This window comes from Jeongeupia sp. HS-3, from assembly GCF_015140455.1.
Classification (GTDB): domain Bacteria; phylum Pseudomonadota; class Gammaproteobacteria; order Burkholderiales; family Chitinibacteraceae; genus Jeongeupia.
The window spans coordinates 2973109-2997562 of record NZ_AP024094.1; the positions used below are offsets into that span (position 1 = coordinate 2973109).

The 24454-nt window shown below is 63.4% G+C and carries 27 protein-coding genes; 15 read left to right on the forward strand and 12 right to left on the reverse strand.

All coding sequences use genetic code 11. From position 1 onward, the window contains the following. The first annotated feature begins 272 nt into the window (after positions 1-272). Positions 273-2138 carry a sulfatase family protein gene (locus tag JLC71_RS14300; RefSeq protein ID WP_200916114.1) on the forward strand — a complete coding sequence of 622 codons (1866 nt, stop codon included), beginning with the start codon at positions 273-275 and terminating at the stop codon, positions 2136-2138. A 197-nt stretch (positions 2139-2335) separates the two neighbouring features. Next, the gene (locus tag JLC71_RS14305; protein ID WP_200916115.1) at positions 2336-3085 is read left to right on the forward strand and encodes an enoyl-CoA hydratase/isomerase family protein; all 750 of its coding nucleotides are present in this window, start codon (positions 2336-2338) and stop codon (positions 3083-3085) included. A 31-nt stretch (positions 3086-3116) separates the two neighbouring features. Here the strand turns inward: JLC71_RS14305 and JLC71_RS16600 are convergent, their stop codons facing one another. Next, positions 3117-3251, reverse strand: coding sequence for a hypothetical protein (locus JLC71_RS16600; protein ID WP_255517266.1), 135 nt, complete (start codon positions 3249-3251; stop codon positions 3117-3119). A 109-nt stretch (positions 3252-3360) separates the two neighbouring features. Between JLC71_RS16600 and JLC71_RS14310 the strand changes: the two genes are divergently transcribed. Beyond that, positions 3361-4335, forward strand: a complete 975-nt coding sequence (locus JLC71_RS14310; RefSeq protein ID WP_200916116.1) for an IS481 family transposase — start codon at positions 3361-3363, stop codon at positions 4333-4335. Between the two features lie 533 nt (positions 4336-4868). Here the strand turns inward: JLC71_RS14310 and JLC71_RS14315 are convergent. Further along, entirely contained in the window at positions 4869-5792 is a 924-nt protein-coding gene (locus tag JLC71_RS14315; protein ID WP_200916117.1) for a DUF808 domain-containing protein, read from the reverse strand. 170 nt (positions 5793-5962) lie between these two features. Between JLC71_RS14315 and JLC71_RS14320 the strand changes: the two genes are divergently transcribed. Beyond that, on the forward strand, positions 5963-6199 hold the full coding sequence (locus tag JLC71_RS14320) for an RNA-binding S4 domain-containing protein (protein WP_200916118.1): 237 nt from the start codon (positions 5963-5965) through the stop codon (positions 6197-6199). A 75-nt stretch (positions 6200-6274) separates the two neighbouring features. Here the strand turns inward: JLC71_RS14320 and JLC71_RS14325 are convergent, their stop codons facing one another. From JLC71_RS14325 to JLC71_RS14335, 3 genes are all read right to left on the reverse strand, one after another. Continuing rightward, positions 6275-6601: a BON domain-containing protein gene (locus JLC71_RS14325; RefSeq protein ID WP_200916119.1), complete on the reverse strand. Its 327-nt coding sequence runs from the start codon at positions 6599-6601 to the stop codon at positions 6275-6277. A gap of 169 nt (positions 6602-6770) precedes the next feature. Further along, the gene (locus JLC71_RS14330; RefSeq protein ID WP_200916120.1) at positions 6771-8366 is read right to left on the reverse strand and encodes an ATP-binding response regulator; all 1596 of its coding nucleotides are present in this window, start codon (positions 8364-8366) and stop codon (positions 6771-6773) included. A 199-nt stretch (positions 8367-8565) separates the two neighbouring features. Further along, a complete protein-coding gene (locus JLC71_RS14335; protein ID WP_236250910.1) occupies positions 8566-8847 on the reverse strand; it encodes a YgjP-like metallopeptidase domain-containing protein in 282 nt (93 codons plus the stop codon). Here JLC71_RS14335 and JLC71_RS14340 point away from each other — a divergent pair. Further along, positions 8837-9409, forward strand: a complete 573-nt coding sequence (locus JLC71_RS14340) for an aryl-sulfate sulfotransferase (RefSeq protein WP_200916121.1) — start codon at positions 8837-8839, stop codon at positions 9407-9409. The two genes, JLC71_RS14335 and JLC71_RS14340, sit on opposite strands and share 11 nt — an antisense overlap. Positions 9410-9478: 69 nt before the next feature. On the opposite strand, the gene JLC71_RS14345 is transcribed toward JLC71_RS14340, so the two are convergent. Next, positions 9479-10084: a PH domain-containing protein gene (locus tag JLC71_RS14345; protein ID WP_200916122.1), complete on the reverse strand. Its 606-nt coding sequence runs from the start codon at positions 10082-10084 to the stop codon at positions 9479-9481. Positions 10085-10200: 116 nt separating this feature from the next. Here JLC71_RS14345 and JLC71_RS14350 point away from each other — a divergent pair, with 116 nt between their 5' ends. Beyond that, positions 10201-10590: a hypothetical protein gene (locus tag JLC71_RS14350; RefSeq protein ID WP_200916123.1), complete on the forward strand. Its 390-nt coding sequence runs from the start codon at positions 10201-10203 to the stop codon at positions 10588-10590. Here JLC71_RS14350 and JLC71_RS14355 read toward each other — a convergent pair. Next, a complete protein-coding gene (locus JLC71_RS14355; protein WP_200916124.1) occupies positions 10587-11078 on the reverse strand; it encodes a M48 metallopeptidase family protein in 492 nt (163 codons plus the stop codon). The two genes, JLC71_RS14350 and JLC71_RS14355, sit on opposite strands and share 4 nt — an antisense overlap. 143 nt (positions 11079-11221) lie before the next feature. Between JLC71_RS14355 and JLC71_RS14360 the strand changes: the two genes are divergently transcribed. From JLC71_RS14360 to JLC71_RS14370, 3 genes are all read left to right on the forward strand, one after another. Beyond that, positions 11222-12847 carry an NAD(P)/FAD-dependent oxidoreductase gene (locus tag JLC71_RS14360; RefSeq protein WP_200916125.1) on the forward strand — a complete coding sequence of 542 codons (1626 nt, stop codon included), beginning with the start codon at positions 11222-11224 and terminating at the stop codon, positions 12845-12847. Next, complete coding sequence (locus tag JLC71_RS14365) at positions 12844-13419, forward strand: flavin reductase family protein (RefSeq protein WP_200916126.1); 576 nt, start codon at positions 12844-12846, stop codon at positions 13417-13419. Before JLC71_RS14360 ends, JLC71_RS14365 begins: the two co-directional genes overlap by 4 nt. Positions 13420-13525: 106 nt before the next feature. Further along, positions 13526-14269, forward strand: coding sequence for an alpha/beta hydrolase (locus JLC71_RS14370; protein ID WP_200916127.1), 744 nt, complete (start codon positions 13526-13528; stop codon positions 14267-14269). A gap of 63 nt (positions 14270-14332) precedes the next feature. On the opposite strand, the gene JLC71_RS14375 is transcribed toward JLC71_RS14370, so the two are convergent. Continuing rightward, complete coding sequence (locus JLC71_RS14375) at positions 14333-15349, reverse strand: class I SAM-dependent rRNA methyltransferase (RefSeq protein WP_200916129.1); 1017 nt, start codon at positions 15347-15349, stop codon at positions 14333-14335. A gap of 157 nt (positions 15350-15506) precedes the next feature. Between JLC71_RS14375 and JLC71_RS14380 the strand changes: the two genes are divergently transcribed. Continuing rightward, the gene (locus tag JLC71_RS14380; protein WP_200916131.1) at positions 15507-16163 is read left to right on the forward strand and encodes a DUF1294 domain-containing protein; all 657 of its coding nucleotides are present in this window, start codon (positions 15507-15509) and stop codon (positions 16161-16163) included. On the opposite strand, the gene aceK is transcribed toward JLC71_RS14380, so the two are convergent. Together aceK and JLC71_RS14390 are read right to left on the reverse strand one after the other, a co-directional pair. Continuing rightward, the gene (aceK, locus tag JLC71_RS14385) at positions 16160-17971 is read right to left on the reverse strand and encodes a bifunctional isocitrate dehydrogenase kinase/phosphatase (RefSeq protein ID WP_200916133.1); all 1812 of its coding nucleotides are present in this window, start codon (positions 17969-17971) and stop codon (positions 16160-16162) included. The genes JLC71_RS14380 and aceK overlap by 4 nt on opposite strands. Before the next feature lie 245 nt (positions 17972-18216). After that, on the reverse strand, positions 18217-18426 hold the full coding sequence (locus tag JLC71_RS14390) for a hypothetical protein (RefSeq protein ID WP_200916135.1): 210 nt from the start codon (positions 18424-18426) through the stop codon (positions 18217-18219). Positions 18427-18581: 155 nt separating this feature from the next. Here JLC71_RS14390 and JLC71_RS14395 point away from each other — a divergent pair, with 155 nt between their 5' ends. Further along, the gene (locus JLC71_RS14395; protein ID WP_200916137.1) at positions 18582-19823 is read left to right on the forward strand and encodes a TIGR03862 family flavoprotein; all 1242 of its coding nucleotides are present in this window, start codon (positions 18582-18584) and stop codon (positions 19821-19823) included. Next, on the forward strand, positions 19820-20551 hold the full coding sequence (locus JLC71_RS14400; RefSeq protein WP_200916139.1) for an SDR family NAD(P)-dependent oxidoreductase: 732 nt from the start codon (positions 19820-19822) through the stop codon (positions 20549-20551). Before JLC71_RS14395 ends, JLC71_RS14400 begins: the two co-directional genes overlap by 4 nt. Here JLC71_RS14400 and JLC71_RS14405 read toward each other — a convergent pair. After that, complete coding sequence (locus JLC71_RS14405; RefSeq protein WP_200916141.1) at positions 20548-20880, reverse strand: hypothetical protein; 333 nt, start codon at positions 20878-20880, stop codon at positions 20548-20550. The two genes, JLC71_RS14400 and JLC71_RS14405, sit on opposite strands and share 4 nt — an antisense overlap. A 111-nt stretch (positions 20881-20991) precedes the next feature. Next, positions 20992-21192, reverse strand: coding sequence for a SlyX family protein (locus tag JLC71_RS14410; protein WP_200916143.1), 201 nt, complete (start codon positions 21190-21192; stop codon positions 20992-20994). 122 nt (positions 21193-21314) lie between these two features. Here JLC71_RS14410 and JLC71_RS14415 point away from each other — a divergent pair, with 122 nt between their 5' ends. From JLC71_RS14415 to JLC71_RS14425, 3 genes are all read left to right on the forward strand, one after another. Then, positions 21315-22565, forward strand: a complete 1251-nt coding sequence (locus JLC71_RS14415; RefSeq protein WP_200916145.1) for an Hsp70 family protein — start codon at positions 21315-21317, stop codon at positions 22563-22565. Positions 22566-22652: 87 nt separating this feature from the next. Next, on the forward strand, positions 22653-23756 hold the full coding sequence (locus tag JLC71_RS14420) for a glycerol dehydrogenase (protein ID WP_200916147.1): 1104 nt from the start codon (positions 22653-22655) through the stop codon (positions 23754-23756). An 87-nt stretch (positions 23757-23843) separates the two neighbouring features. Then, positions 23844-24446: a histidine phosphatase family protein gene (locus JLC71_RS14425; protein ID WP_200916149.1), complete on the forward strand. Its 603-nt coding sequence runs from the start codon at positions 23844-23846 to the stop codon at positions 24444-24446. Positions 24447-24454 lie beyond the last annotated feature (8 nt).

Genomic DNA, 24454 nt, shown 5'->3' on the forward strand with positions numbered 1-24454 from the left:
ACAAAGGGGGAGGCGGCCTCCCCCTTTGTCTGTGAGGGCGCTGGTACCTACTGATTTTGACGCCGAAATTGGCCAAGCCAATCTGCGGATCGTTGCTGACCGCCATGCCTGGATGAGTAAGGTGCGCAAAGTGTCGGCGATGGTTTTTTCGATGCCAAGCGGGCATCCGGCGTCTGAACTTATCGGAGGCCACGGGCAAGGTTAGTAGTTCCATTACACCTTGCCATTCGTTGCAGATAATTGCCTCACACAGCTATGTCAAGGAGCGCAGCATGAGCCAGCGTCGGACACCTGAAACCCCGGACTCAGCAACGACAGCAGGCGTCGACGCCGAGCGCCGATCGTTCCTGTTAAGCGCAGCCATCACCGCAGGCGCGAGCATCCTTCCCTCCTTGACCGCCGGGGCGGCGCAAAGTCTGTCGGTAATGCAGGCTGGCATGGGCCCGCCGCTGCAGTTACCCGAGGGATACAACATCCTGCTGGTCACCGTGGATCAGGAGCGCTATTTCGAAGGCGGCTATCCTTTCCCGGTGCCGGGACGGGAAAGGCTGATGCGCGAAGGCGTGACCTTTGCGCATCACGAGAACAATACCAACGTCTGCACCTCATCGCGCTCGGTGATGTACACCGGCTGGCATATGCCACAGACCCGGATGTTCGACAATATTGGCCTGCCCTGGACCAAGGGGCTCAATCTTGATCCGGGGCTCGGCACGCTTGGCACGCTGCTGACCGGGGCCGGGTATTACTCGGCTTACAAGGGCAAGTGGCATCTGAGTGACGAGATCGATCACGTCAACAATCCCGAAGACCTGGGGTTGCAGCCCACGGTCGAGCTGCACAAGATCATGGAGGGCTATGGCTTCAAGGATTACCACGGCATCGGTGACGTGATCGGCCTGTCTCAGGGTGGCTTCATGTACGACTCGGTGACCACGGGGCAGACGGTCAACTGGCTGCGCGGTACCGGACAGGAATTGCGGGACGCCGGCAAGCCGTGGTTCCTGGCGTTGAATCTCGTCAACCCGCACGATGTGATGTTCATCGACACCGACGAACCGGGCCAGAGTCAGCAATGGAAAGGCTCTATCAACGACGGCGGCGTGGGCTTGATGCCGGCCCAGCCGCCTCAACACAAGCTCTACCGTGCCCGCTGGGATAAGGTGCCCTTGCCTGCCAGCCGCCACCAGCCGTTCAATGAAGCGGGCCGGCCTGCTGCGCATTGGGAATACCAGAAGGCGCGCGCCGCGATGGTTGGGCAGTTCCCGGACGAGGATCGCCGCTGGCGCAAATTGCAGGATTATTACTTCAATTGCATCCGCGATTGTGACAGTCACTTGGTTCGCGTGCTGGACGAGCTGGACAATCTTGGCCTGACCGAGAAGACCATCATCGTGTTCACCGCCGACCACGGCGAGCTGGGCGGCTATCACCAGATGCACGGCAAGGGCGCTTCGGTTTACCGGCAGCAGATGCATGTGCCGCTCATCATCAAGCATCCGGCCTATCCTGGCGGCAAGACCTGCAAGGCGATGACCTGCCACCTCGATCTGGCGCCGACACTGCTCGGCCTGACCGGCCTGCCCGCCGCGCGCCGCGAGGCATTGCTCGGCAAGCGTAAAGGCAGGGATGCCTCGGGCCTGTTGGCCGCACCGGAGCGCGCGCCCGTCCACGCGGTGCGGGCGGCGAGCCTGTACTGTTACAGCATGCTGGTCTACACCGATGCCAACTATCTGGCGCAGGTGCAGAAGATCCGTACCCGCAAGGATATGACACCGGAGGCCAAGGCCGCCGCGACTGGTGAGCTGCAGATCGACCTGAGCAAGCGTTCGGGCATTCGCGCCATCAACGATGGCCGTTACAAGTTCGCCCGGTATTTCTCGCTGCGGCAGCACAACACGCCGACATCGATGGATGAGCTGCTGAAGCTCCACGATCTCGAACTGTTCGACCTGCAAAACGATCCGGGCGAAATGCACAACCTGGCCATCGATCTCAAACGCAATGGCGAGCTGGTGATGGCCATGAATGCCAAGCTGAATGCGCTGATTGCCGAGGAGCTGGGCGTAGACGATGGCCACTATCTGCCATTGAGCGGCATGACCGGCTGGGCGGCGCATAGTAAAGCCATCGAGTGACGCCACTGATTGACAAGCGTGCCACGCGGCGCGTCTCTTCAACCGCACCAAACCCGGCATCACGCCGGGTTTGGTCAAGCGCTGGCGTGCATGCGGCTGCATTCACAGTCAAACGTCACCGTTCGGGAAGCCCCGCGCACGACGCGGCGGTGTTTCGTCCGCAATAATCAAGCCTCCATCGACGTTCCGAGTCCGCCATGCTGCAATTGATAGCCCATCCCGCCGGTATCCGTGAACTGCGTCTGGCGCGACCGCCGGTCAACGCGCTTGATCCGGCGCTGATCCGGGCGATCCGGCAGGCGATCGAGGCGGCGCCGGCCGATGGCGTTGCCGGGCTGGTGCTGTCGGGCGCGCCGGACATGTTCAGCGCCGGGCTCGATGTGCCGGCGCTGCTGGCGCTGGATCGCGATGCGCTGATGCCGGTGTGGGCCGATTTCTTCGGCATTTTCGCGGCGATTTCGAACTCGACGATTCCGGTGGTCGCGGCGATTACCGGCCACAGCCCGGCCGGCGGCGCGGTGATGGCGATCCATTGCGATTACCGCATCATGGCGGCCGGCGATTTTCGCATCGGCCTGAATGAAGTACAGGTCGGCCTCGTGGTGCCCGACTGTCTGCAACTGGCCTTGCGCCGTCTGGTCGGCGCGCGTCACGCCGAACGGCTGATGGTTGCCGGCGCGATGATTCCGGCGCAGAAGGCGCTGGAGATCGGCATGGTCGACGAGCTGGCCGAGGTCAATCAGGTCGTGCCGCGCGCGATCGAATGGCTGCAAGCGCTGCTGGCCTTGCCACGGCAGGCGATGCTGGCGACGCGGGCGATTGCCCGCGCCGACCTGCACGCCGCCTACGCCGGCCGGCTGCCGCTGGCCGAGGTGCAGGACAGATGGTGGTCCGACGAAACCCGCCAGACGATGCAGGCACTGGTGGCGCGGCTGAAGAACCGGTAGTTCTCCGCTCGCCGCGCCGGCGTCGTCCGCGTTACAGACCGAGCGCGGCGCGCAGTTCTGCCCTGGCCGGCGCGTATTCGTTCTGGAAATCGGCGTCGAGGAACAGTCGCTCTGCGATCAGCGCATTACGCTTCTCCGGCACCATATCGGCGAGCACCGTCGCCATCAGATAGCTGTCGCATCCCGGATGATAATCTAAGCCCTCGCAGCTGGCGACTTCACTGTGCCCGCCATGCGCTTGCTAAGCTGCGAGCTTCCCTGGCGAGGTCAGCCCGATGATCGTCCAACTGCACCAGCGCGCCCGCACCACCTCGGCCATTCGTGCCGAAATCCAGACGGCGCCGACCAGCATACCCAACACCGAACTGGCATGTCGCTACGGCGTCACCGTGGATACCATTCGCAAATGGCGCCAACGCCAGGACGTACAGGATCGTTCGCATACGGCGCATCGACTGCAAACCACGCTGACACCCGCGCAAGAAGCGGTCGCAGTACAACTGCGCCAAACCCTTAAGCTGGGGCTGGATGATTTGCTGGTGGTGATCCGCGAGTTCCTGCATCCGACGGTCTCCCGCTCCGGACTGGATCGCTGCCTGCGCCGCCACGGCGTCGGCAGCCTGCATGCGCTCGAACCGACACAGCGGGCGCGCAACAGCAAACCCTTCAAGGATTACGACCCTGGCTTTGTCCATGTCGACGTCAAATACCTGCCGCAAATGCCGGACGAAACCACCCGCCGCTATCTATTCGTCGCCATCGACCGCGCCACCCGCTGGGTGTTCGTGCAGATCAAGCCCAACAAGACCGCTGCAAGCGCGAAGGCATTCCTGGCCGCCTTGGCCAAAGCCATCCCGTTTAAATTGCAGATCCTGTTGACCGACAACGGCAGTGAGTTCACCGATCGCTTGTTCAATAAAACCAAGACCGCCAGCGGCGAGCATGAGTTTGATCGGCTGTGCACAGCGCTGAACATTGAGCACCGGCTGACCAAACCGCGCCATCCGCAAACCAACGGCATGGTTGAGCGTTTCAACGGTCGAATCAGCGAGGTGCTGGCGACGCATCGCTTCCAGTCTGGTGAGGACTTGGCGCAGACGTTGCAGCGCTATGTGTGGCTGTACAACCAACACTTACCGCAACTGGCCTTGCAACACCGAACGCCGCTGCAGGCGATGAAAGATTGGCAGCAGCGACGGCCGGATTTATTTGTTAAGCGCGTGGTGAATCGTCCGGGACTGGACAGATAGCCAACGGTGGCGTGGCCCGATGGCCATGCGCCCGAGGTCGACAGTTTGACCACCGGTTTGATCTCGGCGTTGAGCATGTGCGGGCGCGGGCGCTTCCAGTAGTCCTTGGCCGGATCGACCACGGCGCCTTCGGTTTCGACTACGCGGGCGAAGAAGGCGGCGAACGTCGGTAGCTTGGCCGCGGTGAATTGCGGCCCCATCACATCGGCGAAGCGCCAGATATCCTCAACCGCATCGGCCTTGGCCGCCGCCGCCATTTCGGGCGTGCGGTTGTTTTGCACGGCCAGTATTTCGGCGATTTCCGCCTTGGTCTGCACCGAGTCGTTGGCCGGTGGCGCCGGCAGGAAACGGGTCAGATCGACGTTTTTGGCCGAGATGAAGGGCTTGGCATCCTCGGCGTAGGCGTGGGTGAAGCCGAGCGAGGCAAACAGGGCGAGGGCGGCAAGCGTGATGCGCATGGAGGAGACCGGTGGTGAGCAAAAACCGTGTCGTATGAACGGCAGATTGCACGCTGATGACCGTCCCCCTCCGTTTCAGTGCGCCTGCTTGCCATTCACCACCGCGACTACCTTGCCGAACAACGCTACCGCGCCGAGCACGACCGCGCCGGCGACGATGCCGAACAGGCCGTTGAGCAGCGTCGGGACGATAAAGCCGAAGGCGCCGCTGGCGGCGGCGGCGGCTTCGATCGCGTGATGCACCGGCGCGAGGCCGTGGGTGAGGATGCCGCCGCCGACCAGGAACATTGCCGCGGTGCCGATCACGGTCAGTGCCTTCATCAGCCACGGCGCGAAGCGCAGCAGGCCACGGCCGAACGCGCGCAGCGGGGCGTGCTGGCTGGTGCGATCCAGATACAGGCCCAGATCGTCGAGTTTGACGATGGCGGCGACGAAACCGTAGACGCCGACGGTCATGATCGTGGCGATGCCGGCCAGCACGGCAAGCTGGGTGCCAAAGCTTGCTCCGGCAACGGTGCCCAGTGCGATGACGATGATTTCGGCCGAGAGCACGAAATCGGTGCGAATGGCGCCCTTGATCTTGTCTTTCTCCAGTGCCACCAGATCGATGTCCGGATTGCTCAGCGCTTCGAGATGCTTGGCATGTTCGGCACCGTCCCGGCTGTGCAACAGCTTGTGCGCCAGTTTTTCGACGCCCTCAAAGCACAAGTAAGCGCCGCCGAGCATCAGCAGCGGAATCACAGCCCAAGGAATAAACGCGCTGATCGCCAGCGCCGCCGGCACCAGAATCAGCTTGTTGCGCACCGACCCCTTCGCCACGGCCCAGACCACCGGCAGTTCGCGTTCGGCGCGCACACCCGAGACCTGCTCGGCATTCAGCGCCAGATCGTCGCCGAGCACGCCGGCGGTTTTTTTGGCGGCGACCTTGGTCATTACGGCGACGTCGTCGAGGATCGAGGCGATATCGTCAATCAAAGCCAAGAGGCTGGTTCCGGCCATTTGCTGCATTCCTGTGCGGGTTGATCTGCCGGCGTCTGGCCGGGATGCGTACTTTATGCGCGATTGCCCCGGTGGTGGAAACAAAACAGGGCCAGGCGAGCTGCGTGCCACGGCAGGGCGATGCGTTGCCGGTGCTAGAATTCCACTTTATCTAGAACGTCGAGCCCGCCATGCAAACCCTTGAAGTCGAAATTTCCGACGAATACATCGCCCTGAACGATCTGCTGAAAATCTGTGGCGTGGTCGACAGCGGCGCTGCCGGCAAGGCGCTGGTCGCCACCGGTGTGGTGATGGTCGACGGCGTGCAGGAGCTGCGCAAGACCAACAAGATCCGCCCCGGCATGCAGGTGCAGGTCGAGGATGCGGTGCTGATTCGCGTGGTCGCCGGCGCGCCGGAAGAAGAATAAGCGCCGTAGCCGCCGGCTGAGTCATGAAAAAAGGCGTGCCATCCGGCACGCCTTTTTTATGCAACGCGATGGCGATCAGTTCTTCGGCATCAGGTTGTTGTCCACATAGCGAACGCCCTTGACCTTCTCGGCGATCATGCCGGCTTGCGCCATGTCCTGGCCGGTGGCAACGCTGCCGTCGAGCTTCACGTCCTGGCCCTTGGCGCTGACCTTGATATCGAAGGCCTTGAGCGAGGCATCGGCATCGAGCGCGGTCTTCACTGCGGCGGCGAGCGCGGCGTCCTTCAGTTCGGCCGGCTTGGCGGCGGCAGCCGGGGCAGCGGTCTTTTCCGGTGCGGTGCTGCAGGCGGCGAGCGAGAGGCCGAGGGCGGCGGCGAGAGCGAGGTTGATAGCGGTCTTCATGGGCACATCTCCTGAGAGTCGTTGTTTTAGGCGCAGAGCGCTCCGTGCCGGCGATTGTGTTGCCGCCATGTTGCAGGCAGATGAAAAGTCCAGCCGTTCCGCGAAAGCGGTTTCAGTCGACGTTGCCTGTTCGCCCCGCGCCAATGCCGCGACATCGGCAAGAGCCTATTCAAGGCTGAAGCAGCCTCTCAGACACCTTGGTGTTGTGATTCTCCGGCATGCGCGGCAGCCATACGGTCACCGTCGTGGTGTTTTTATGGTCGTCCACACTGAAACCGATGCTGCCGTGCTGCGCTTCGGTCAGCAGTTTGGCGGAATAAGTGCCGATGCCAGTGCCTTCTTGCTTGCCGCAGGTAACGAATTTCTCGAAAAACCGGTCGCGGATCTCGGGTGGGATGGCGCCATGGTTGTGGATGGCGATTTCCAGCGGGTCGCCGGTTTTCAGCATGATCGATACGCGGCTTTTCTCCGGCGCGGCTTCGCAGGCGTTCTTGACCAGGTTTTGGAATACCGAATAGCAGAGTCGCTCGTCACCATGGGCATTCGAGGTGGTTTCGTCCAGCGGAAGGTCGGTATCGACAACGATGGATAGCCCCTTGTTGCCGAAAGCGACCCGCGCGAGATCGGCGACGCCGCGCAGCAATTTGCCCAGCGCGATCGGCCGGGCTTTCAGCGTGAAAGTGCCGGTTTCGATTTTGCAAAGCTCTGAACTCAGGTTGACCAGGTTGACCACCTGCATCGTCGTTTCTTCGATCATTTTTACTTGCGTCAGTTGCCGTCCGGTCAGCGAGGCGTCCTTCTGCATGCCGTGCAGAATGCTGATCATTCCCGACAGTGGTCCCTTGATGTCGTGGCGGGTCGCCCGCGCGACGTCATCCTTCACGCACGCCATTTTCCGCATCAGGTCGCGATCCGCCTGCAATTGCTTGCGCAGTTCAACAAGGCGCAGCACATTGCGCACCTGCAGCGCGAGCCGGACGGGGGAGAATGGTTTGGTCACATAATCGATCGCGCCGAGCGTCATGCCCTTTTGCCGCGCATCGTCGTCGTCGACCCCGGAGACAAAAATGATCGGGATCATGGCCGAGTCCGGGTGTTCTTGCATTCGCCGGGCGACTTCAAAACCGTCCACTCCTGGCGTCTCGGCGTCGAGCAGCACGAGGTCGGGTGGATTGTCCGAGTGGCAAATATCCAGCGCCTTCTGGCCGTCATTCGTAACCCTGACCCGGTAATCGTCATTGAGCAGTTGCGAAAGCAGTTTGTCCGGCGTGTCGCCGACGATCAGAATGCCGGGGCGTTCGGCTTGCGCAGGCCAGAGCAGGGGGCTGTCGGCTTGGCCTTCTACCCGGTTTTGCTGCGTCAGTCCCGGAAACAATGTATCGCGCGTCTGCCTGTGCGCCTTCCATGCCAGTGCTTTTTCCAGGCTGCTCGACAATCGGTCCGGTGTGTAGGGCTTGACCAGCAGGTCACTGACACCGCTCTGAATGGCATCGCGCACATGTCCCCGTTCCGATTCGGCAGTGACAATGATGAAAGGCATGTTCCAGAAGCGCTTGCTGGCACGCACTTGCTTGAGCAGTTCGAGCCCGGTCATCACCGGCAAATTCCAGTCCGACAATACCATGTCGATCTGCTGCTTTTCGATCGCGCGAAGCGCCTCGACGCCGTTGTGGGCGAACACCACCCGCTCGATGCCGATCATGTGTAGCTGGGTGGCGGTCAATTTACGCATCGTTTCGAAGTCGTCGACGATCAGTACGGCCATGTTTCGATGAATGACCATGTCTCCCCTGTCTTGCCAATTATTTGAATGCATGTAATTTATAAGTATGAAATATCATGAACTTCGTGATTTTTAGATGACACTGTTCATAAATGACAAGCGGCGCCGATGACTCTGCCCCAGCGCTTCGGATGCATGCATCACGACGCGGGCAGCGTATCCAAACCGCGCTGGCGTCGGATCAGCTCGCCGGCGCTTGTTCGACGGCCTCTCGCCACGTCAGCCAGACCCGCAAATCAAACTCAAACTGGTGGTAATCGAGTTCGATATGGCAGCAGAGCTGGTAGAAGGCCTTGTTGTGGTCCTTCTCTTTCAAATGCGCCCGTTCGTGCGCGACGATCATGTTCAAAAATGGCGCCGGCGCTTCGCGGAACAGCGTGGCGATGCGGATTTCGTTCTTGCGCTTGAGTTTGCCGCCCTGCACCCGGCTGGCGAAGGTGTTGGTGCCGAGCGTGCCGGCCAATAATCCAAGCGCGTTGTCGTACTGGATCTTGGCCGGCTACGGCGCGCCGCACCCGGCATCGCCGGACGGGCTGCAACACGTGCGCCGCGATTACTCGCGCGTGCTGGAGGTCGACCCGGTGACGCTGGCCGTCGTCTGGCAGTACACGCCGGCCGAAGCCGGTTTCGTCATCCCGCTCGATGCGCAGCGCTTCTACAGCCCCTTCGTCAGCAGCGCCCAGCGCCTGCCCAACGGCAACACGCCGATCACTGAAGGCAGCAACGGCCGCGTGTTTGAAGTCACCGCCGCGCATGAGCTGGTGTGGGAATACCTCAGCCCGTATCAGGGCAAGACGTACCCGCTGCACCTCGTCTACCGCGCCTACCGCGCTCCGTACGACTGGGTGCCGCAACTGCCGAAACCGGTGGAAACCGCGATCGAGCGGATCGATCCGGCGTCGTTCCGTGTGCCCGGTGCGGCGAACGAGCGGCGTCGCGAGGTGACGGTGCTAGATGTGCAGGCCGGGGTGCCCGATGCGGCGTTTTGCGTCGCCACGCGTGAGGAGGCTGGCGAACGCGGATGAAATTACCGCGAACTTGAGCCCGGGCGCCCTCATCACGGGGCGCCCGGGCTATGGGCGCCGCGGGCCGAATCAGTTGTGGATGTAACGCTCAAACACGGCACTGAAGTCGCGCTGGGTGTGGCGCACCTGAACCGCGTGGTTCAGGTTGTTGAGCAGGGTGTTGTATTGCTTGCTGACGGCCACCTCGTCGCCATCGCCGATCTTGTACATGCCGGCCAGCGCGTCGAGCGCGTGCAGCGCGTGTCCGCGGGCCTGCTCATCCTTGCGCTGCTGGTGGCTGATGCTGATTAGCGCCTTGTAGATGTCCTTGAGCGCTTCCAGATGACTCTTTTTCACATCGATACTGAATACAGTCTCGCCGATGGTGAATTTGAGCTCGATGTCCAGATCGATGGTGCCGGCCGTCTCGATCGACACCGCATCGATGCGCGCGTGCGCATAATCGTGGCGATGAATCGTGCGCTTGGACGAAATTGCGGAATCACCATCGACATGGATCAGGCCGAGATTGGTGAAGCAGTACTCGTCTTTTTTCGACTTGATCAGGAAAAAGATCTTTTCGCCGTCCTCATGGAACAGATAGTCGTCGGCATCGACCTTGTCGTAATCGGCTGCGGCGACGATGACGCCGATATCGGACAGGCCGAGTGCTTCGGCGGCAAGCTTCTTGAACATGCTGGACATCCTTGAATGACGAATTTGATGGGAAGTTGTAAGTGCGTGAAAAGTATAGTGCCAGCAGGCGAAACTGACCGGGCCGGTGTGGCCGCGAGCCCGGTGCGGGAGAAGTCGTGCATCCATTAAGGCGGATTTGGGTTTATGCCTGGGCGGCGCCGTGTTCCTGCCTCGGGCTGCTGCTGGCAGCGGTGGTGCTGCTCGCCGGCGGCACGATGGCGCGCCGTGCCGGCGTGCTCGAGGTTGCCTTGCGGCGCGATTCGCGACCGACGCGGCTGCCCTTTGCTGCGATCACGCTAGGCCACGTGATCGTCGGTATCGACCGCCAGACGCTGCGCCAGCTGCGTGCGCACGAACGGGTCCACGTCGGCCAGTACGAGCGCTGGGGTGCGCTGTTGCTGCTTGCGTATCCGCTCGCCAGCCTGCATGCGTGGCTGCGCGGTCGGCGTCCTTATCTCGACAATCGCTTCGAGCGCGAAGCGCGCGAGCGGGGTGACGGGCGTTAGCGTGCCTCCCGCCACGTCAGCCAGACCCGCAAATCGAATTCCAGCTGGTGGTAATCCGGCTCCATATGGCAGCACAGCTGGTAGAAGGCCTTGTTGTGGTCCTTCTCCTTCAAATGCGCCAGTTCGTGCGCGACGATCATGTTCAAAAACGGCGCCGGCGCTTCGCGGAACAGCGTGGCGATGCGGATTTCGTTCTTGCGCTTCAGTTTGCCGCCCTGCACCCGGCTGGCGAAGGTATTGGTGCCGAGCGTGCCGGCCAGCAGGCCGAGCGCGTTGTCGTACTGGATCTTGGCCAGCGGCGAGGCGTTTTTCAGGTAGCGCTGTTTGCGCTCGGTGACAAAATCGTACAGCGCCTTGTCGGTCTGGATCGTGTTGCGCTCGGGGTATTTGCGTTCGAGCATGGCGCCCAGTTCACCCGCGTCGAGCAGGGCGTGCACTTGCGAAACCAGATGGGCCGGGTAGCCGGCGAGGAAGGAAAGTGAGCTCATGCCGGCATTTTACCCGCAGCCGGGCTCTCGCTTCCGGGCGGCTTGGGGCGTGAATCCTTGCCGGACAAACGTCACCGCCGCGCCGCGTGAGTGATGGAGCCATCCGGTACAATATGCGGTTTTACGCCGTCCCCACCGTTGCCATGTTGCGAATCACCGAAATCAAGCTGCCGCTGGATCATTCCGAAGACGCGCTGCGCGCCGCCATTCTCGAAAAGCTGGGCATCAAGCCGGCCGATCTGATCGAGTTCAGCGTGTTCCAGCGTGCCTACGATGCGCGCAAGAAGGCCAGTATCCTGCTGGTGTATTCGGTCGATTGCGAGCTGCGCAACGAGGCCGCGCTGCTGAAGCGTTTTGCCAAGGATCGCAATGTGCAGACTACGCCGGACATGGCTTATCGCTTTGTCGCGCAGGCGCCGGCGAATATAGCCAAGCGGCCGCTGGTGGTCGGTTTCGGCCCTTGCGGGCTGTTCGCGGCGCTGGTGCTGGCGCAGATGGGCTTCCGGCCCGTCGTGCTCGAGCGCGGCAAGGCGGTGCGCGAACGCACCAAGGACACCTGGGGCCTGTGGCGCAAGCGCGAGCTGAACCCGGATTCGAACGTGCAGTTTGGCGAAGGCGGCGCCGGGACGTTCTCCGACGGCAAGCTCTACAGCCAGATCCGCGATCCGCGCCATCTGGGCCGCAAGGTGATCGCCGAATTCGTCGCCGCCGGGGCGCCGGAGGAAATCAGCTATGTGAGCAAGCCGCATATCGGCACCTTCCGGCTGGTGAGCATGATCGAGCAGATGCGCGAGAAGATCATCGCGCTCGGTGGCGAAATCCGCTTCAGCCAGCGCGTTGAAGATCTGGTGCTTGAATCCGCTGGCGACGGGCAAATGCAGCTGCGCGGCGTCGTTCTCGCCGATGGCTCGGTGCTCGAATCGGATCACGTGGTGCTGGCGCTGGGTCATAGCGCGCGCGATACCTTCGAGATGCTGAACAAGCGCGGTGTGTTCATGGAGGCCAAGCCGTTCTCGGTCGGCTTCCGCATCGAGCATCCGCAATCGGTGATCGACGCGGCGCGCTTCGGCCCGTCGGCCGGCCACCCGGTGCTCGGCGCCGCCGATTACAAACTCGTCCACCACGCCAGCAACGGCCGCACCGTCTACAGCTTCTGCATGTGCCCGGGCGGCACCGTGGTCGCGGCGACGAGCGAGCCGGGCCGCGTCGTCACCAACGGCATGAGCCAGTATTCGCGCAACGAGCGCAACGCCAACTCGGGCTTTGTCGTCGGCATCACGCCGGCCGATTATCCAGGCGGCGTGCTCGCCGGGATCGAATTCCAGCGCCAGCTCGAAGCGAAGGCGTTCGAAATGGGCGGCGGCGATTACAACGCACCGGGCCAGCTGGTCGGCGATTTCATGGCCAACAAGGCTTCGACCGAACTCGGTGGCGTCGCGCCGTCGTACACGCCGGGCGTGACGCTGACCAACCTCGCCGATGCGCTGCCGGCGTACGCAATCGAGGCGATGCGCGAGGCGATTCCGGCGTTCGAGCGGCAGATCAAGGGTTATAGCATGCACGATGCGATGCTGACCGGGGTCGAGACGCGCACCAGCGCGCCGCTGCGCATCACCCGCGACAAAGAAAATTATCAAAGCCTGAACGTGCGCGGCCTGTTCCCGGCCGGCGAAGGTGCCGGTTACGCCGGCGGGATTCTTTCGGCCGGTGTCGACGGCATCGAGATTGCCGAAGCGGTGGCGCTGGCGATGACCGGAGCACAGCAATGAATGCCGCAGTCGAAGTCCCGCTGAAGGATGCCTACAAGCTGCTCACCCACGGCCCAACGGTGCTGGTCAGCAGCGCCCACGGCGATGCGCGCAACGTGATGACGGCGGCGTGGAATACCGTGCTCGATTTCGATCCGCCCAAGCTCGTCATCGTCATCGACAAGCACACCTACACGCGCGGGCTGATCGACGCCAGCGGCGAACTGGCGGTGCAGGTACCGACGCGCGACCAGGCGGCGCTGACCTATGCGCTGGGCAATGAATCCGGCCGCGACGGCGACAAGTTCGCCCGCCACGGTATTGCCACCTTCGCCGGCAGCAAGGTCGCCGCGCCGCTGCTCGAAGGTTGCCACGCCTGGCTCGAATGCAGGGTGATTCCCGAGCCGCACAACCAGCAGACCTACGACCTCTTCATCGTCGAAGTCGTCGCCGCCTGGGCCAACCCGGCCGTCTACCGCGACGGCCGCTGGCAGGATGCGCCCGATCAGCCGGGCAGCATCCATCATGTCGCCGGCGGGGCCTTCTTCGAGGCCGGCGGCATGTTCAGCGTCGCCGGCGAATCGCTCGGCTGATTGTCGCGCGTGATTGTCATTGCGCACAGTCGCGCTGCGGTTTAGTGCTACTGCCTCATGCCGCCCGGCCTTATCGTTGGCATATGCCAATGACAAGGAGCAGACGATGACATCACGCACGCTTTGGATCGCCCTGATGCTGGCGCTGGGCGCAGCCGGCCCGGTACTGGCCAAGACGCCGAAACGCAAGCCGGCCGAGCAGCAGGCCGAGGCCCCGAAACCGCCGGCGTATACCGCCGTGTCGTTCACGAGCGATGACGGCCTGAAGCTCGACGGCCGCCGCTACGGCAAGGGCGATGCGTGGATCATCGTGTCGCACCAGTCCAACCGCGATCAGGCGAGCTGGGAAGACTTCGCCGCCGCGCTGGCCAAGGACGGCTATACGGTGCTCAGTTACGACTTCCGCGGCTACGGCCTGTCGCAGGGCAAGCAGGCACCGGGCGATGCCGGCACTGACCTGAAAGCCGCGCTTGCCTACGCCCGCAGCGAAGGCGCACAGCGGCTCGGTCTGGTCGGCGCCAGCATGGGCGCGATCGCAACGGTCGCGACGGCGGCGCAGACCACGCCGCAGGCGGTGGTGCTGATGTCGATCTCGCCGTCGTACGGCAGCCTCGCCGCAAGCGACGACGCGCTGAAGGCGCTGACCGTGCCACGGCTGTTCGTCAGTGCCAAATACGACAGCTCGCACGCCGACTCCGAACGGATGGCCGCCACGGCCAGCGCTGCCGATACGCTGATCGTTTCAAAAGGCGGCGGTCACGGTACCGATATTTTCGGCGGTACCGACGGCGCGGCGATCCAGCAGAAAGTGGTCGCCTTCCTCGAAGCCAATGTGCCGGTGGCGAACTGACGCTCGTTCAGGCGAAAAGAACAAAAAAGCCGCCCTCCGGGGCGGCTTTTTACATGGGGACGATCAGACCCGCAGCAGCGCGATCTTCAGCGGCGGATTCCCGTCGGTGCTCGGGAAATCGGCCTCCGGCGTGATCCATTCCATATCGCGAATGGTGCGGCCGGCTTTCTTGGCGCTACGCTGCATCTGGTCGAACCAGTCTTGCTTGTCGACCGAGGCGACGTTGTTGCAGCAGATCAGCGTGCCGCCTTCGGCGGTCGACAGCAGCGCCGGCTTGAATACCGCCGAGTAATCGTTGACGAGGTCGACGACGCCGAAAATGCTCTTCGAGTAACGCGGCGGATCGAGGAAGACCAGATCGAACGCGGTTTTTTCCAGCTTCGGGAACGGCGGCAGGCGCTTGCCGCGCACCACGCGTGGCTGGCCGAGGCCCGAGTACTGGCGCAGCGCGGCGAAGGCGTCGCATTCGACGTAGCGCAGCGTGTGGCCAAGGCCGTTGAGGCGCGAGTTTTCCTTGCCGATCAGCAGGCTGGATTCGGCGAAGTCGACGTTGGTCACCAGCGAGGCGCCGGCCTTGGCGGCGACAATGCCGATGCCACAGGTGTAGGCGAACAGGTTGAGGACGGTCTTGCCCTTGGCTTCTTTCATCACGCGGCGGCGCCCGGCGCGCAGATCAAGGAACAGCCACGGATCCTGACCGGCGTGGCGCGCCTGGATCCGGTAGTTGATGCCCATTTCCTGCGCGATATGCGGCGTGGTCGCAAAATCGAGCTGCTCGGTGCTGAGCTTGTTGGCGATGCGCGAGTTCGGCTGGCTGCGGTCGTTGTAAACCACCGGCATGCCGTCGAAGTGGCGGCCGTAGAAGGCTTCGATCGCGGCCAGTTCTTCTGCTTCCAGCGCTTCATGGAAGCTCTGCACCAGCACCAGATCGCCGTAGCGATCGATCGTCAGCCCCGGTTCGCCTTCGACGCTGCCGTGAAACAGCCGGTAGGCGTTGGTTTGCTCGGCGTGGAGCTTGGAAATCAGGCTGGTGCGCGCGGATAGCGCGGCGGAAAGCAGATCGGTGAGGGAAGCAGACATGAGGCAGACCGTGTAGTAATGAGTGGGGGTCGAGGATTGCAGCCCCCGTTAAGGGCAGATGGTAGCAGGGATGGCGGCTGCGGGTCGCCGCGAGCATTCACGCTGCCGCCAGCCGGCATGCACTTCTGTTAGCATCTGGCCGCGAATTTTCAGGGGAATGAGTGTGCTCAAGGAAGGCGTGCTGGTGCGCTGGAACGATGACAAGGGCTTCGGCTTTGTCGAAACCGCGCAGAACGAGCGTTATTTTTTGCATATCAAGGCGGTGAAGCGCACAGCCGCCGGCAGACCCAAAGATGGCGATGCCGTGGTGTTCGAACCGGGGCGCGATGCCAATGGCCGCATGATGGCGCTGGCCGCTACGGTGGGGATGGCGCGTAAGCAGGCGGCACCGGCCCGATCGTCGCCGGCCCGATCGTCGAATAAATCTCCGATCAAGCCATCGCTCAGGCGAACCAGGCTGGAAGCGGGGCGCTGGGATATTTTCGATTACGTCACGATGGTGTTGCTGTGCGTGCTGCCGCTTGCACTGCTGCGTTCCGGCGTGCCCTTGCTGGCGGGGGGTGTGGTGGTGCTTGCCAGTCTGATGGCTTTCGCGCTGTACGCACACGATAAATCGCAGGCCAAGTCCGGTGGCTGGCGCACGCCAGAATCTACGCTGCAATTCGTCGCACTCGTTGGTGGCTGGCCTGGTGCATGGCTGGCGCAGCGGCGTTTGCGACACAAAAGCAGCAAGGCGAGTTTTCGCGCGACGTTTGTCGGTGCCGTGATCGGGCATCTTGCCCTGCTGTGGTTTTTGCCGCGCCTGATCGCCTAGTTGTCCATCTTGGGGTGAAAGCGCTGCGAAAACCGCAGCGTCTGCGGATACGGGAAGAAGTCCTCGATGATGCCGGCCTGAATGCGCGCCTTGGTCTGCTGCCAGAATGCCGGCTGCAGCAGGTCGGCGTGGTATTTCATGAAGGCGTCGCGCACCGGTTTGCGGTTGAGGAGGAAGGTGCCGAACTCTTCCGGGTAAACCTCGCCCTTGTGGCCGGTGAACCATGCCTCGCCGCTCATTTCGAATTCGGGTGATGGCGGCGGCGGAATGCGGCGGAAATCGCAGTCGGTCATGTATTCGATTTCGTCGTAGTCGTAGAACACCACCCGGCCCATGCGGGTGACACCGAAGTTCTTGAACAGCATGTCGCCGGGGAAAATATTGGCGATCGCCAGCTCGCGCAGCGCGTTGCCGTAATCGCGCACCTTGGCTTCCAGATCGGCGCCGTCGCTGTGGGTGTCCAGCCAGATATTCAGCGGCACCATCCGGCATTCGATATAGATGTGCCGCAGCACCACGGTGTCGCCGTCTTCCTCGACCATCGTCGGCGCCAGCGTGCGCAGCTCGTCGAGCAAGGCCGGGTCGAAGCGTTCGCGCGGCAAGGCGACGTCGGAGAATTCCAGCGAGTCGGCCATCCGGCCGACCCGGTCGTGGCGTTTCACCATCAGGTATTTGGCGCGGACGATCTCGCGGTTCACTTCCTTCGGTGGCGGGATCACGTCCTTGATCACCTTGAACACGAAGGGGAAAGACGGCAGCGTGAACACCACCATCACCATGCCGCGAATGCCTGGGGCGATCTCGAAACGGTCGCTGGTGTGGCGCAGGTGGTGGAAGAGTTCGCGGTAGAACATCGTCTTGCCCTGCTTGCCGAGGCCGACCATGGTGTACAGCTCGGCGCGGCTCTTGTCCGGAATCAGCTCGTGCAGGAAGGCGACGTAGGCCGACGGCACTTCCATATCGACCAGAAAGTAGGCGCGCGACAGTGAAAATAGCGAGCGGATCTGGTCGTGCGCGAACAGCGCCGCATCGACGAACAGCCGGCCGTCGTGGTTGCGGCACAGCGGCAGTGCGAACGGGGTTTCGACGTCGCCATTGATGAAGCGGCCGATCAGGTAAGCCGCCTTGTTGCGAAAGAACGGCGAGCCCAGGACCTGAATCTGCGCGTTGTACGCCAGCGCCGGCCAGTGCCCCAGATGCCGGTACAGCGCGCGGACGATGCGCTTGATGTCACGATCAAGATCGACAAAGGGCAGTCGCCAGTCGAAGTCCCCGATGATGCTCGCCAGCGTGGCGAACAGATCATGTTGCTTCGGGTAGTAGGTGCGGAAGGTCGGCGCGGCGGTGGTTTCGATGTACTCGGTCGAGACCGCCGGGCGGTAGAAAATGAAGTCGTTGTGAAAATAGGTGCGGTGCAGGATGCGGCAACTGACCGAATTGAAAAACGTTTCGGCCAGCTCGGGCTGCTTGTGGTTGACCAAGAGGCCGATGAAATAGGATTTCACGCTGGCCCATACGTCGTCGGGCAGCCGTTCGGCCCTGAATTCGAGTTTGAGTCGCTCCGACGTTTCCAGCACCCGGCCATCATAAAAGGCGATCCGGTCGCGCACCGCATCGCGTAGCGCGCGCGTGTCGCCGGTTTCGAAATTCGCCTGCGCCGAGCGGCTGGCGGCACGAAAGCGCGCGTAATGGCCATCGAAACCGGCGAGGATGGCGCGGGCGAGCTCGGCAATCTGCCGGTAGTCCGGCTCGATATCGAGATCATCGACGATGACTTCATTCAGGGTTGCGGCATTGCGAGCTGACATGGCGGGAACTCGTCGGGGCACACTTCACTTTACTGCCTGCAGCGCATCGCCGTGGCGATTTTGTGGCACTGCAGCAGTCACGCCTCCACCATAGCGGCGTGGCAGCACATCCGTGATCGGGCACATCCCTGCTGGGGGCGTTTTCAACGGCAACAGCCCGCTGCTGCGGGCTGTGTGATTACGGCGCTTGCTGCGACGGCTTGCTGTTGCGCGAAAACCGAACGCCGCCAGCAAGGTCGTGGTGCTTACTCGATGATGGTGACCAGATTGCTCAGCGTTTCTTCGGTCTTGTCGCCCTTGGGCCAGCAGACGCGGGCGCGGTCGCCTTCGATCTTCAGTACGCGACCGTCGGTGCGCTCGGCGCCGCCCAGACTGGCCATCCGGTTCACTCGGCCGTTGACGACGATATCGCTATTCTTGCCGGCAAAAAAGGCGAACAGGCTAGAGACGATCATGATGGCTGCTCCTGGGTGTTAAGTAGTATTACTACGTACTTTACGCCGGATATTCTGAAATTCCAAATCAAACCAGGTGTGAATATCTGCATGGCATGCGCCGGCCCGCTTGACGTGGCAGGTAGAATGAATCGATCAATTTCCAGGGAGGCGTGATGACGTCTGCTTTTTCCGTCGCCGTGATCGGTGGCGGCCCGGCCGGGCTGATGGCCGCCGAAGTGCTCGCCGCCGCCGGCGTGCGCGTGACCGTTTACGATGCAATGCCCTCCTTGGGGCGCAAATTCCTGCTCGCCGGCGTCGGCGGCATGAACATCACCCACTCCGAACCATTGCAGCCCTTCCTGAATCGCTACGGTGCGCGCCGCGAGGCGCTGGCGCCGCTGATCGATGCGTTTTCGCCCGATGCGTTGCGGACGTGGATCGCCGGGCTGGGCATCGACACCTTCGTCGGTTCGAGCGGCAAGGTCTTTCCGACCGAGATGAAGGCGGCGCCACTGCTGCGCGCCTGGCTCGCCCGCTTGCGCGCGGCCGGTGCGGTGTTCCATACCCGCCACCGCTGGACCGGCTGGGATGCCGCCGGCGCCTTGCGTTTTGAAACGCCGCACGGCGAGTTGCTGGTGAACGCCGATGCGACGGTGCTCGCGCTCGGCGGCGGCAGTTGGGCCAAGCTCGGCTCGGACGGCGCCTGGCTGCCGTGGCTGATGGAAGCGGGCGTCGACGTGGCGCCGCTGTTGCCGAGCAATTGCGGCTTCGACGCCGGCTGGAGCGCGGTGCTGGCGGAGAAGTTTGCCGGCGCGCCGATCAAGAATGTTGCGCTGAGCTACGCCGACCTCGACGGCGTGAGCGAAACGCGCCGTGGCGAATTCGTGCTGACCGCGACCGGCGTTGAAGGCAACCTGATCTATGCGTTTTCGGCACGCCTGCGCGACGCGATCGCCGCCAACGGCAGCGCGACCTTCCATCTCGATCTGCTGCCCGATTTCACGCTCGACAAGGTCATCGCCGAGGTCGCGCATCCGCGCGGCTCGCGCTCGCTCTCCAGCCATCTGCAGAGCCGGCTGAATTTGAAGGGCGCCAAGGTGGGCTTGCTGCACGAAGTCCTGAGCAAGGCCGATTTCAACGATCCGGCCCGGCTGGCCAAGGCGATCAAGGCGCTGCCGGTGACGGTGAACGCGGCGCGACCGCTCGACGAGGCGATCAGCAGCGCCGGCGGCGTGACCTTTGGCGCGCTCGATGCCGGGCTGATGCTGAAAGCGAAACCGGGGGTGTTCTGCGCCGGTGAAATGCTCGACTGGGAGGCGCCTACCGGCGGCTATCTGCTGACCGGCTGCTTCGCCACCGGCCGCGCCGCCGGTCTGGGGGCCGTAGCGTGGCTGAAGCAGCGGGGAGAGCAATGATGAATCAACTGGCATCGAACCGGCTGGCCTTGATCACCGGTGGCTCGCAAGGCCTCGGCGCGGCGCTGGTCGCGCATTACCGGGCGCAAGGCTGGGTGGTGCGCGAATTTTCGCGTTCGGGCCAGAGCGATGCGCATGTGTCGGCCGATTTTGCCGAGCCCGATGTCGCGGTGATGACGCTCGACGCCCATTTTGCCGAGTTCGCCACCCAGCCGTGGGACGAAGTGCTGCTGATCAACAACGCCGGCATGCTGAGCCCGATCGCGCCGCTGCCACAGCTGCAAGACGCGGCGATTGCGGCCAACCTCAACGTCAATGTGATGAGCGCGATCCGTGTCATCGCCGCCTTCATGCGCCGCTTTCAGGATGTCGCCGCCACCAAGACCGTGGTGCAGATCTCCTCCGGCGCCGCGCTGCGCGGTTACGGCAGCTGGTCGCTGTACTGCGCCGGCAAGGCCGCGCTGGAGCATTTCATCCGCGCGGTCGCGGTCGAACAGGCCGGTGCGGTGCGGCCGGTGGTGTGCATCAGCCTCGATCCGGACGTAATGGACACACGGATGCAGGCCGAAATCCGCGGTACGTCGGCGGACGATTTCCCCGACGTCGCGCGCTTCATCGCCCGCCGCGACAAGCTGCGCACGCCCGAATCGGTCGCCGTCTATGTTGCCGGGGTAGTGGCCAGCGGCCCGGAAGGCGGAGCGCGCTACGATATCGAGGAAGCGGATTAAGGTCGGCGCCAGCCCGGGTCGGATTGGCTGTCGAGCGCGCGGTCGATCAACCCGGTCCAGCCGATATAGAGCTGATAGATTTCGGCTCGTTCGGAAATTTTGCCGTGCAGCGCAACGCCGTGCTGCTCGGCCCACGCCAGCGCCTCGGCTTCATCGTTTCCCTCGAACAGCACCACGTAGCGGTCGCCGTGGAAATCGATCAGCGGGCGATCGCTGCCGAAAAGATCGCTGCGCAGTTGCTTGAGCGTCTGCAAGGTATCGTTGCCGCTGGCGCCGCCGTCCGCAAGGCTGGTCGAACCGATCAGCGTGACGAGATTGAACCGGGTCATGCTGCGTTTCCTCTGACTGGCAAAGCACCAGTCTAGGGCGCTGATTCGCTGGCGCTTTGTCTGCGATCAAACCGGTGCGCACCGTGCGGCTTACACATTGCACATGCCGGATCAATAATGTGGCGGAATCTCGTCGGCCAGATTACGCTGGCCGCCGGCTTCGTTGCCGCGCATTTGCGATTGCACCCCGCGTAGCGCCTGGGCCAGCAGTTCGAGTTGCTGCTGCTGGCGTGCGACGACGCGGTTCAGCTCGTCCAGCAGATCATCCTGCAAGGCGAGTTTGATTTCGAGTTCGGTGATCCGGTCTTCCATTTTTCCATCGTCCAGGCGTCTAAGGCCGCCAGCATAGCGCGTTACTCGCCACCTATCCGTGTGGTTTGACGCTGCGGGCTGACCGGCGTAATGTCGCGGGCCTTTTTGCGCGAGCCACTCCCATGAATCACGCCTGTGGCATCGACTTCGGTACGTCCAATTCCACCGCCGCCATCTATACCGACGCAGGCGCGCGCCTGCTGGCGCTGGAAGACGGCAAGGTCACGCTGCCCTCGGCGGTGTTCTTCAATGTCGAGGACGATACGCTCGCCTTTGGCCGGGCCGCGCTCGGCGAATACCTGGAGGGCTACGAAGGCCGGCTGATGCGGGCGATGAAAAGCCTGCTGGGGTCGAACCTGATCGACGCCGGTACCGAGGTCGGCGGGCGCACGCTGGCGTTCCGCGATCTGATCGGCCGCTTTATCGGCGAGGTGAAAGCGCGCGCGCAGCAGCAGGCCGGCCATAATTTCGATGCCGTGGTGCTGGGTCGGCCGGTGCGTTTTGTCGACGATAACGATGCCGCCGATGCGCAGGCCGAAACCACGCTGGCGCAGATCGCCGGCGATCTGGGCTTCAAACATGTCAGCTTCCAGTTCGAGCCGATCGCCGCCGCGCATGATTACGAAGAGCGCATCGAGCGCGAAGAGCTGGTGCTGGTGGTCGATATCGGCGGCGGCACTTCGGATTTTTCGCTGATCCGCCTCTCGCCGGATCGGCGTGGCAAGGACGACCGCAGCGCCGACTTGCTGGCTAGCTGTGGCGTGCATATTGGCGGCACCGATTTCGACAAGCGCTTGTCGCTCGCTTGCGTGATGCCCGAACTGGGCTTGGGCGCGCAGCTCAAACGCGGCGCGGCCTTCCCGAGCAGCGTGTTCTTCCATCTGGCAACCTGGCACACGATCAACTTCGCCTACACCCGCAAGATGCGCCAGACCCTGCATGCGCTGGCTCCGGACGTCACCGATATGACGCGCTTCGACCGGCTGTTTCACGTGATCAACCAGCAGTCGGCGCATCATCTGGCGATGCGGGTCGAGGACACCAAGATCGCGCTGTCCGACACGGAAAGCGTGGCGATGGCCTTGAGTGAAATCGATGAGGCACTGGTGCGCGATGTCTCGCGGCAGACCTTTGCCGATGCGATCGCCGATGAAATCACCCGTGTCGGCGCGGCGGCGATGCAGACGCTGAATCAGGCCGGTGTCGCCGTGGCCGACGTTGATACGCTGTTCTTCACCGGTGGCGCCTCGGCGGTGCCGGCCTTGCGGGCGGCGATGGCTGCGCTGTTCCCGGCCGCGCGCGCGGTCGAGGGCGATGCCTACGGTAGCGTTGGCGCCGGTCTGGCCGTGGTCGCGCGGCAGCGCTACGGCTGAGTTTCCGGGCGGAGCTGATCTTGCGCAAGGTATTGGCGCAGCCCGGCGGATAGGGTGGATCCATTCCATCCAGCCGAGGGTTGCGCCATGATCACCACCGCCATTTTCCCGTCCCGTTATGTTCAAGGCGCCGGCGCGCTCGATGCGCTGGGTGACGAGCTGGCCCGTCTGGGTGGCAAGGCGCTGGTGCTGCTGGCGCCGTTTGTCGAGCGTGAACTCGGCGAGCGCATCGCCGCGACACTGGCCAAGGCCGGCGTCGAGGCGCGGCTGGAGGTCTTCAACGGCGAGTGTTCGGACGAAGAAGTCGCCCGGCTGGCCGAGATCGCCCGGCCGCTCGGTGTCAGGGTGGTGGCCGGTATCGGCGGCGGCAAGATGCTCGATACCGCCAAGGCCGTCGCGCACGAACTGGCTGTCCGCGTCGCCATCGTGCCGACCATTGCCTCGACCGATGCACCGTGCAGCGCGCTGTCGGTGATCTACACGCCGCAGGGCGAATTCAAGCGTTACCTCGTGCTGCCGACCAATCCCGATCTGGTGCTGGTGGATACCGCCGTGGTCGCCAAGGCGCCGGTGCGCTTGCTGGTGGCCGGCATGGGCGATGCGCTGGCGACGTGGTTCGAGGCCGAGTCGTGCCGGATCAAGGGCGCCGGCAACATGACCGGCCGACCGGGACCGATGACCGCTCACGGTCTGGCGAAACTCTGCTTCGACACCCTGCTCGAATACGGCCCGCTGGCCTGCGCGGCCTGCGAAGGCGGCGTGGTCACGCCGGCGCTGGAAAAAGTCGTCGAGGCCAATACCCTGCTGTCGGGGCTGGGTTTCGAGAGCGGCGGTCTGGCGGCCGCCCACGCCATCCACAACGGCCTGACCGTGCTGGCGCAAACGCACGATTACTGGCACGGCGAGAAGGTTGCGTTTGGCACGCTGGCGTCGCTGATGCTCAATGGCGCGGCTCCGGCGCTGATCGATCGGGTTTACGACTTCTGCGATGCGGTCGGCTTGCCGACGACACTGGCCGAAATCGGTCTTGAAGATGTGTCCGATGAAGACCTGCACCGCGCCGCAGCCGCCGCCTGCGCCGATGGCGAAACCATCCATAACGAGCCGTGTGCGATCAGTACCGAGTCGGTGCTCGGGGCGATGATCGCCGCCGATGCCTATGGCCGTAGCCGCCTTTGCAGCTGCTGCTGATGGTGATCCGGCGCATGGCAGCAATGCCGCGCGACTGAGCAGGGGCGGCAGGTATAATCGCCGGCTGTACCGACACCGAGATTTGCCATGTCCCGCACCATTTACCTGCTCCGTCACGGCCAGACCGAATTCAACACGGTGCGCCGGCTGCAAGGCCGCAGCGATTCGCCGCTGACCGCAACGGGCCGTGCACAGGCGCGTGCGATGGGCGAGGCGCTGCTGGCCGAGATCGGCTCGGCCGATGGCTGGACGATGCTGGCCAGCCCGCTGCCGCGCGCGCAGGCCAGCGCCCGGCTGGTGGCGGCCGAGCTGGGTCTTCCCGAGGCGGCGATCGGCAGCGACGAGCGGGTGATCGAAGTCGGCTTCGGCGATTGGGAGATGCAGCTGCGTGCCGATCTGGTGGCCCAGTACCCGGTGCTGGAAACCGCGCCGGACTGGCATTTCCATTCGCCCAATGGCGAAACCTTCGCCGAAGTGCGGGCGCGGATCGATGCCTTCCTCGCTGACACTACGCTGCCGCAGAAGCTGATCGTGGTGTCGCACGGCCTGTTCGGCCGCTTGCTGCGCGCCGTGTACGCCGGCATCGACGGCGATGCACTGTTCAGCGGTGAAATGCCGCAGGACGCGTTCTTCCGGCTGCACAATGGCGATGTCACGCGAATCGATTGCGTGCCGGTTGCCGTGGAATGAGCGGCGCG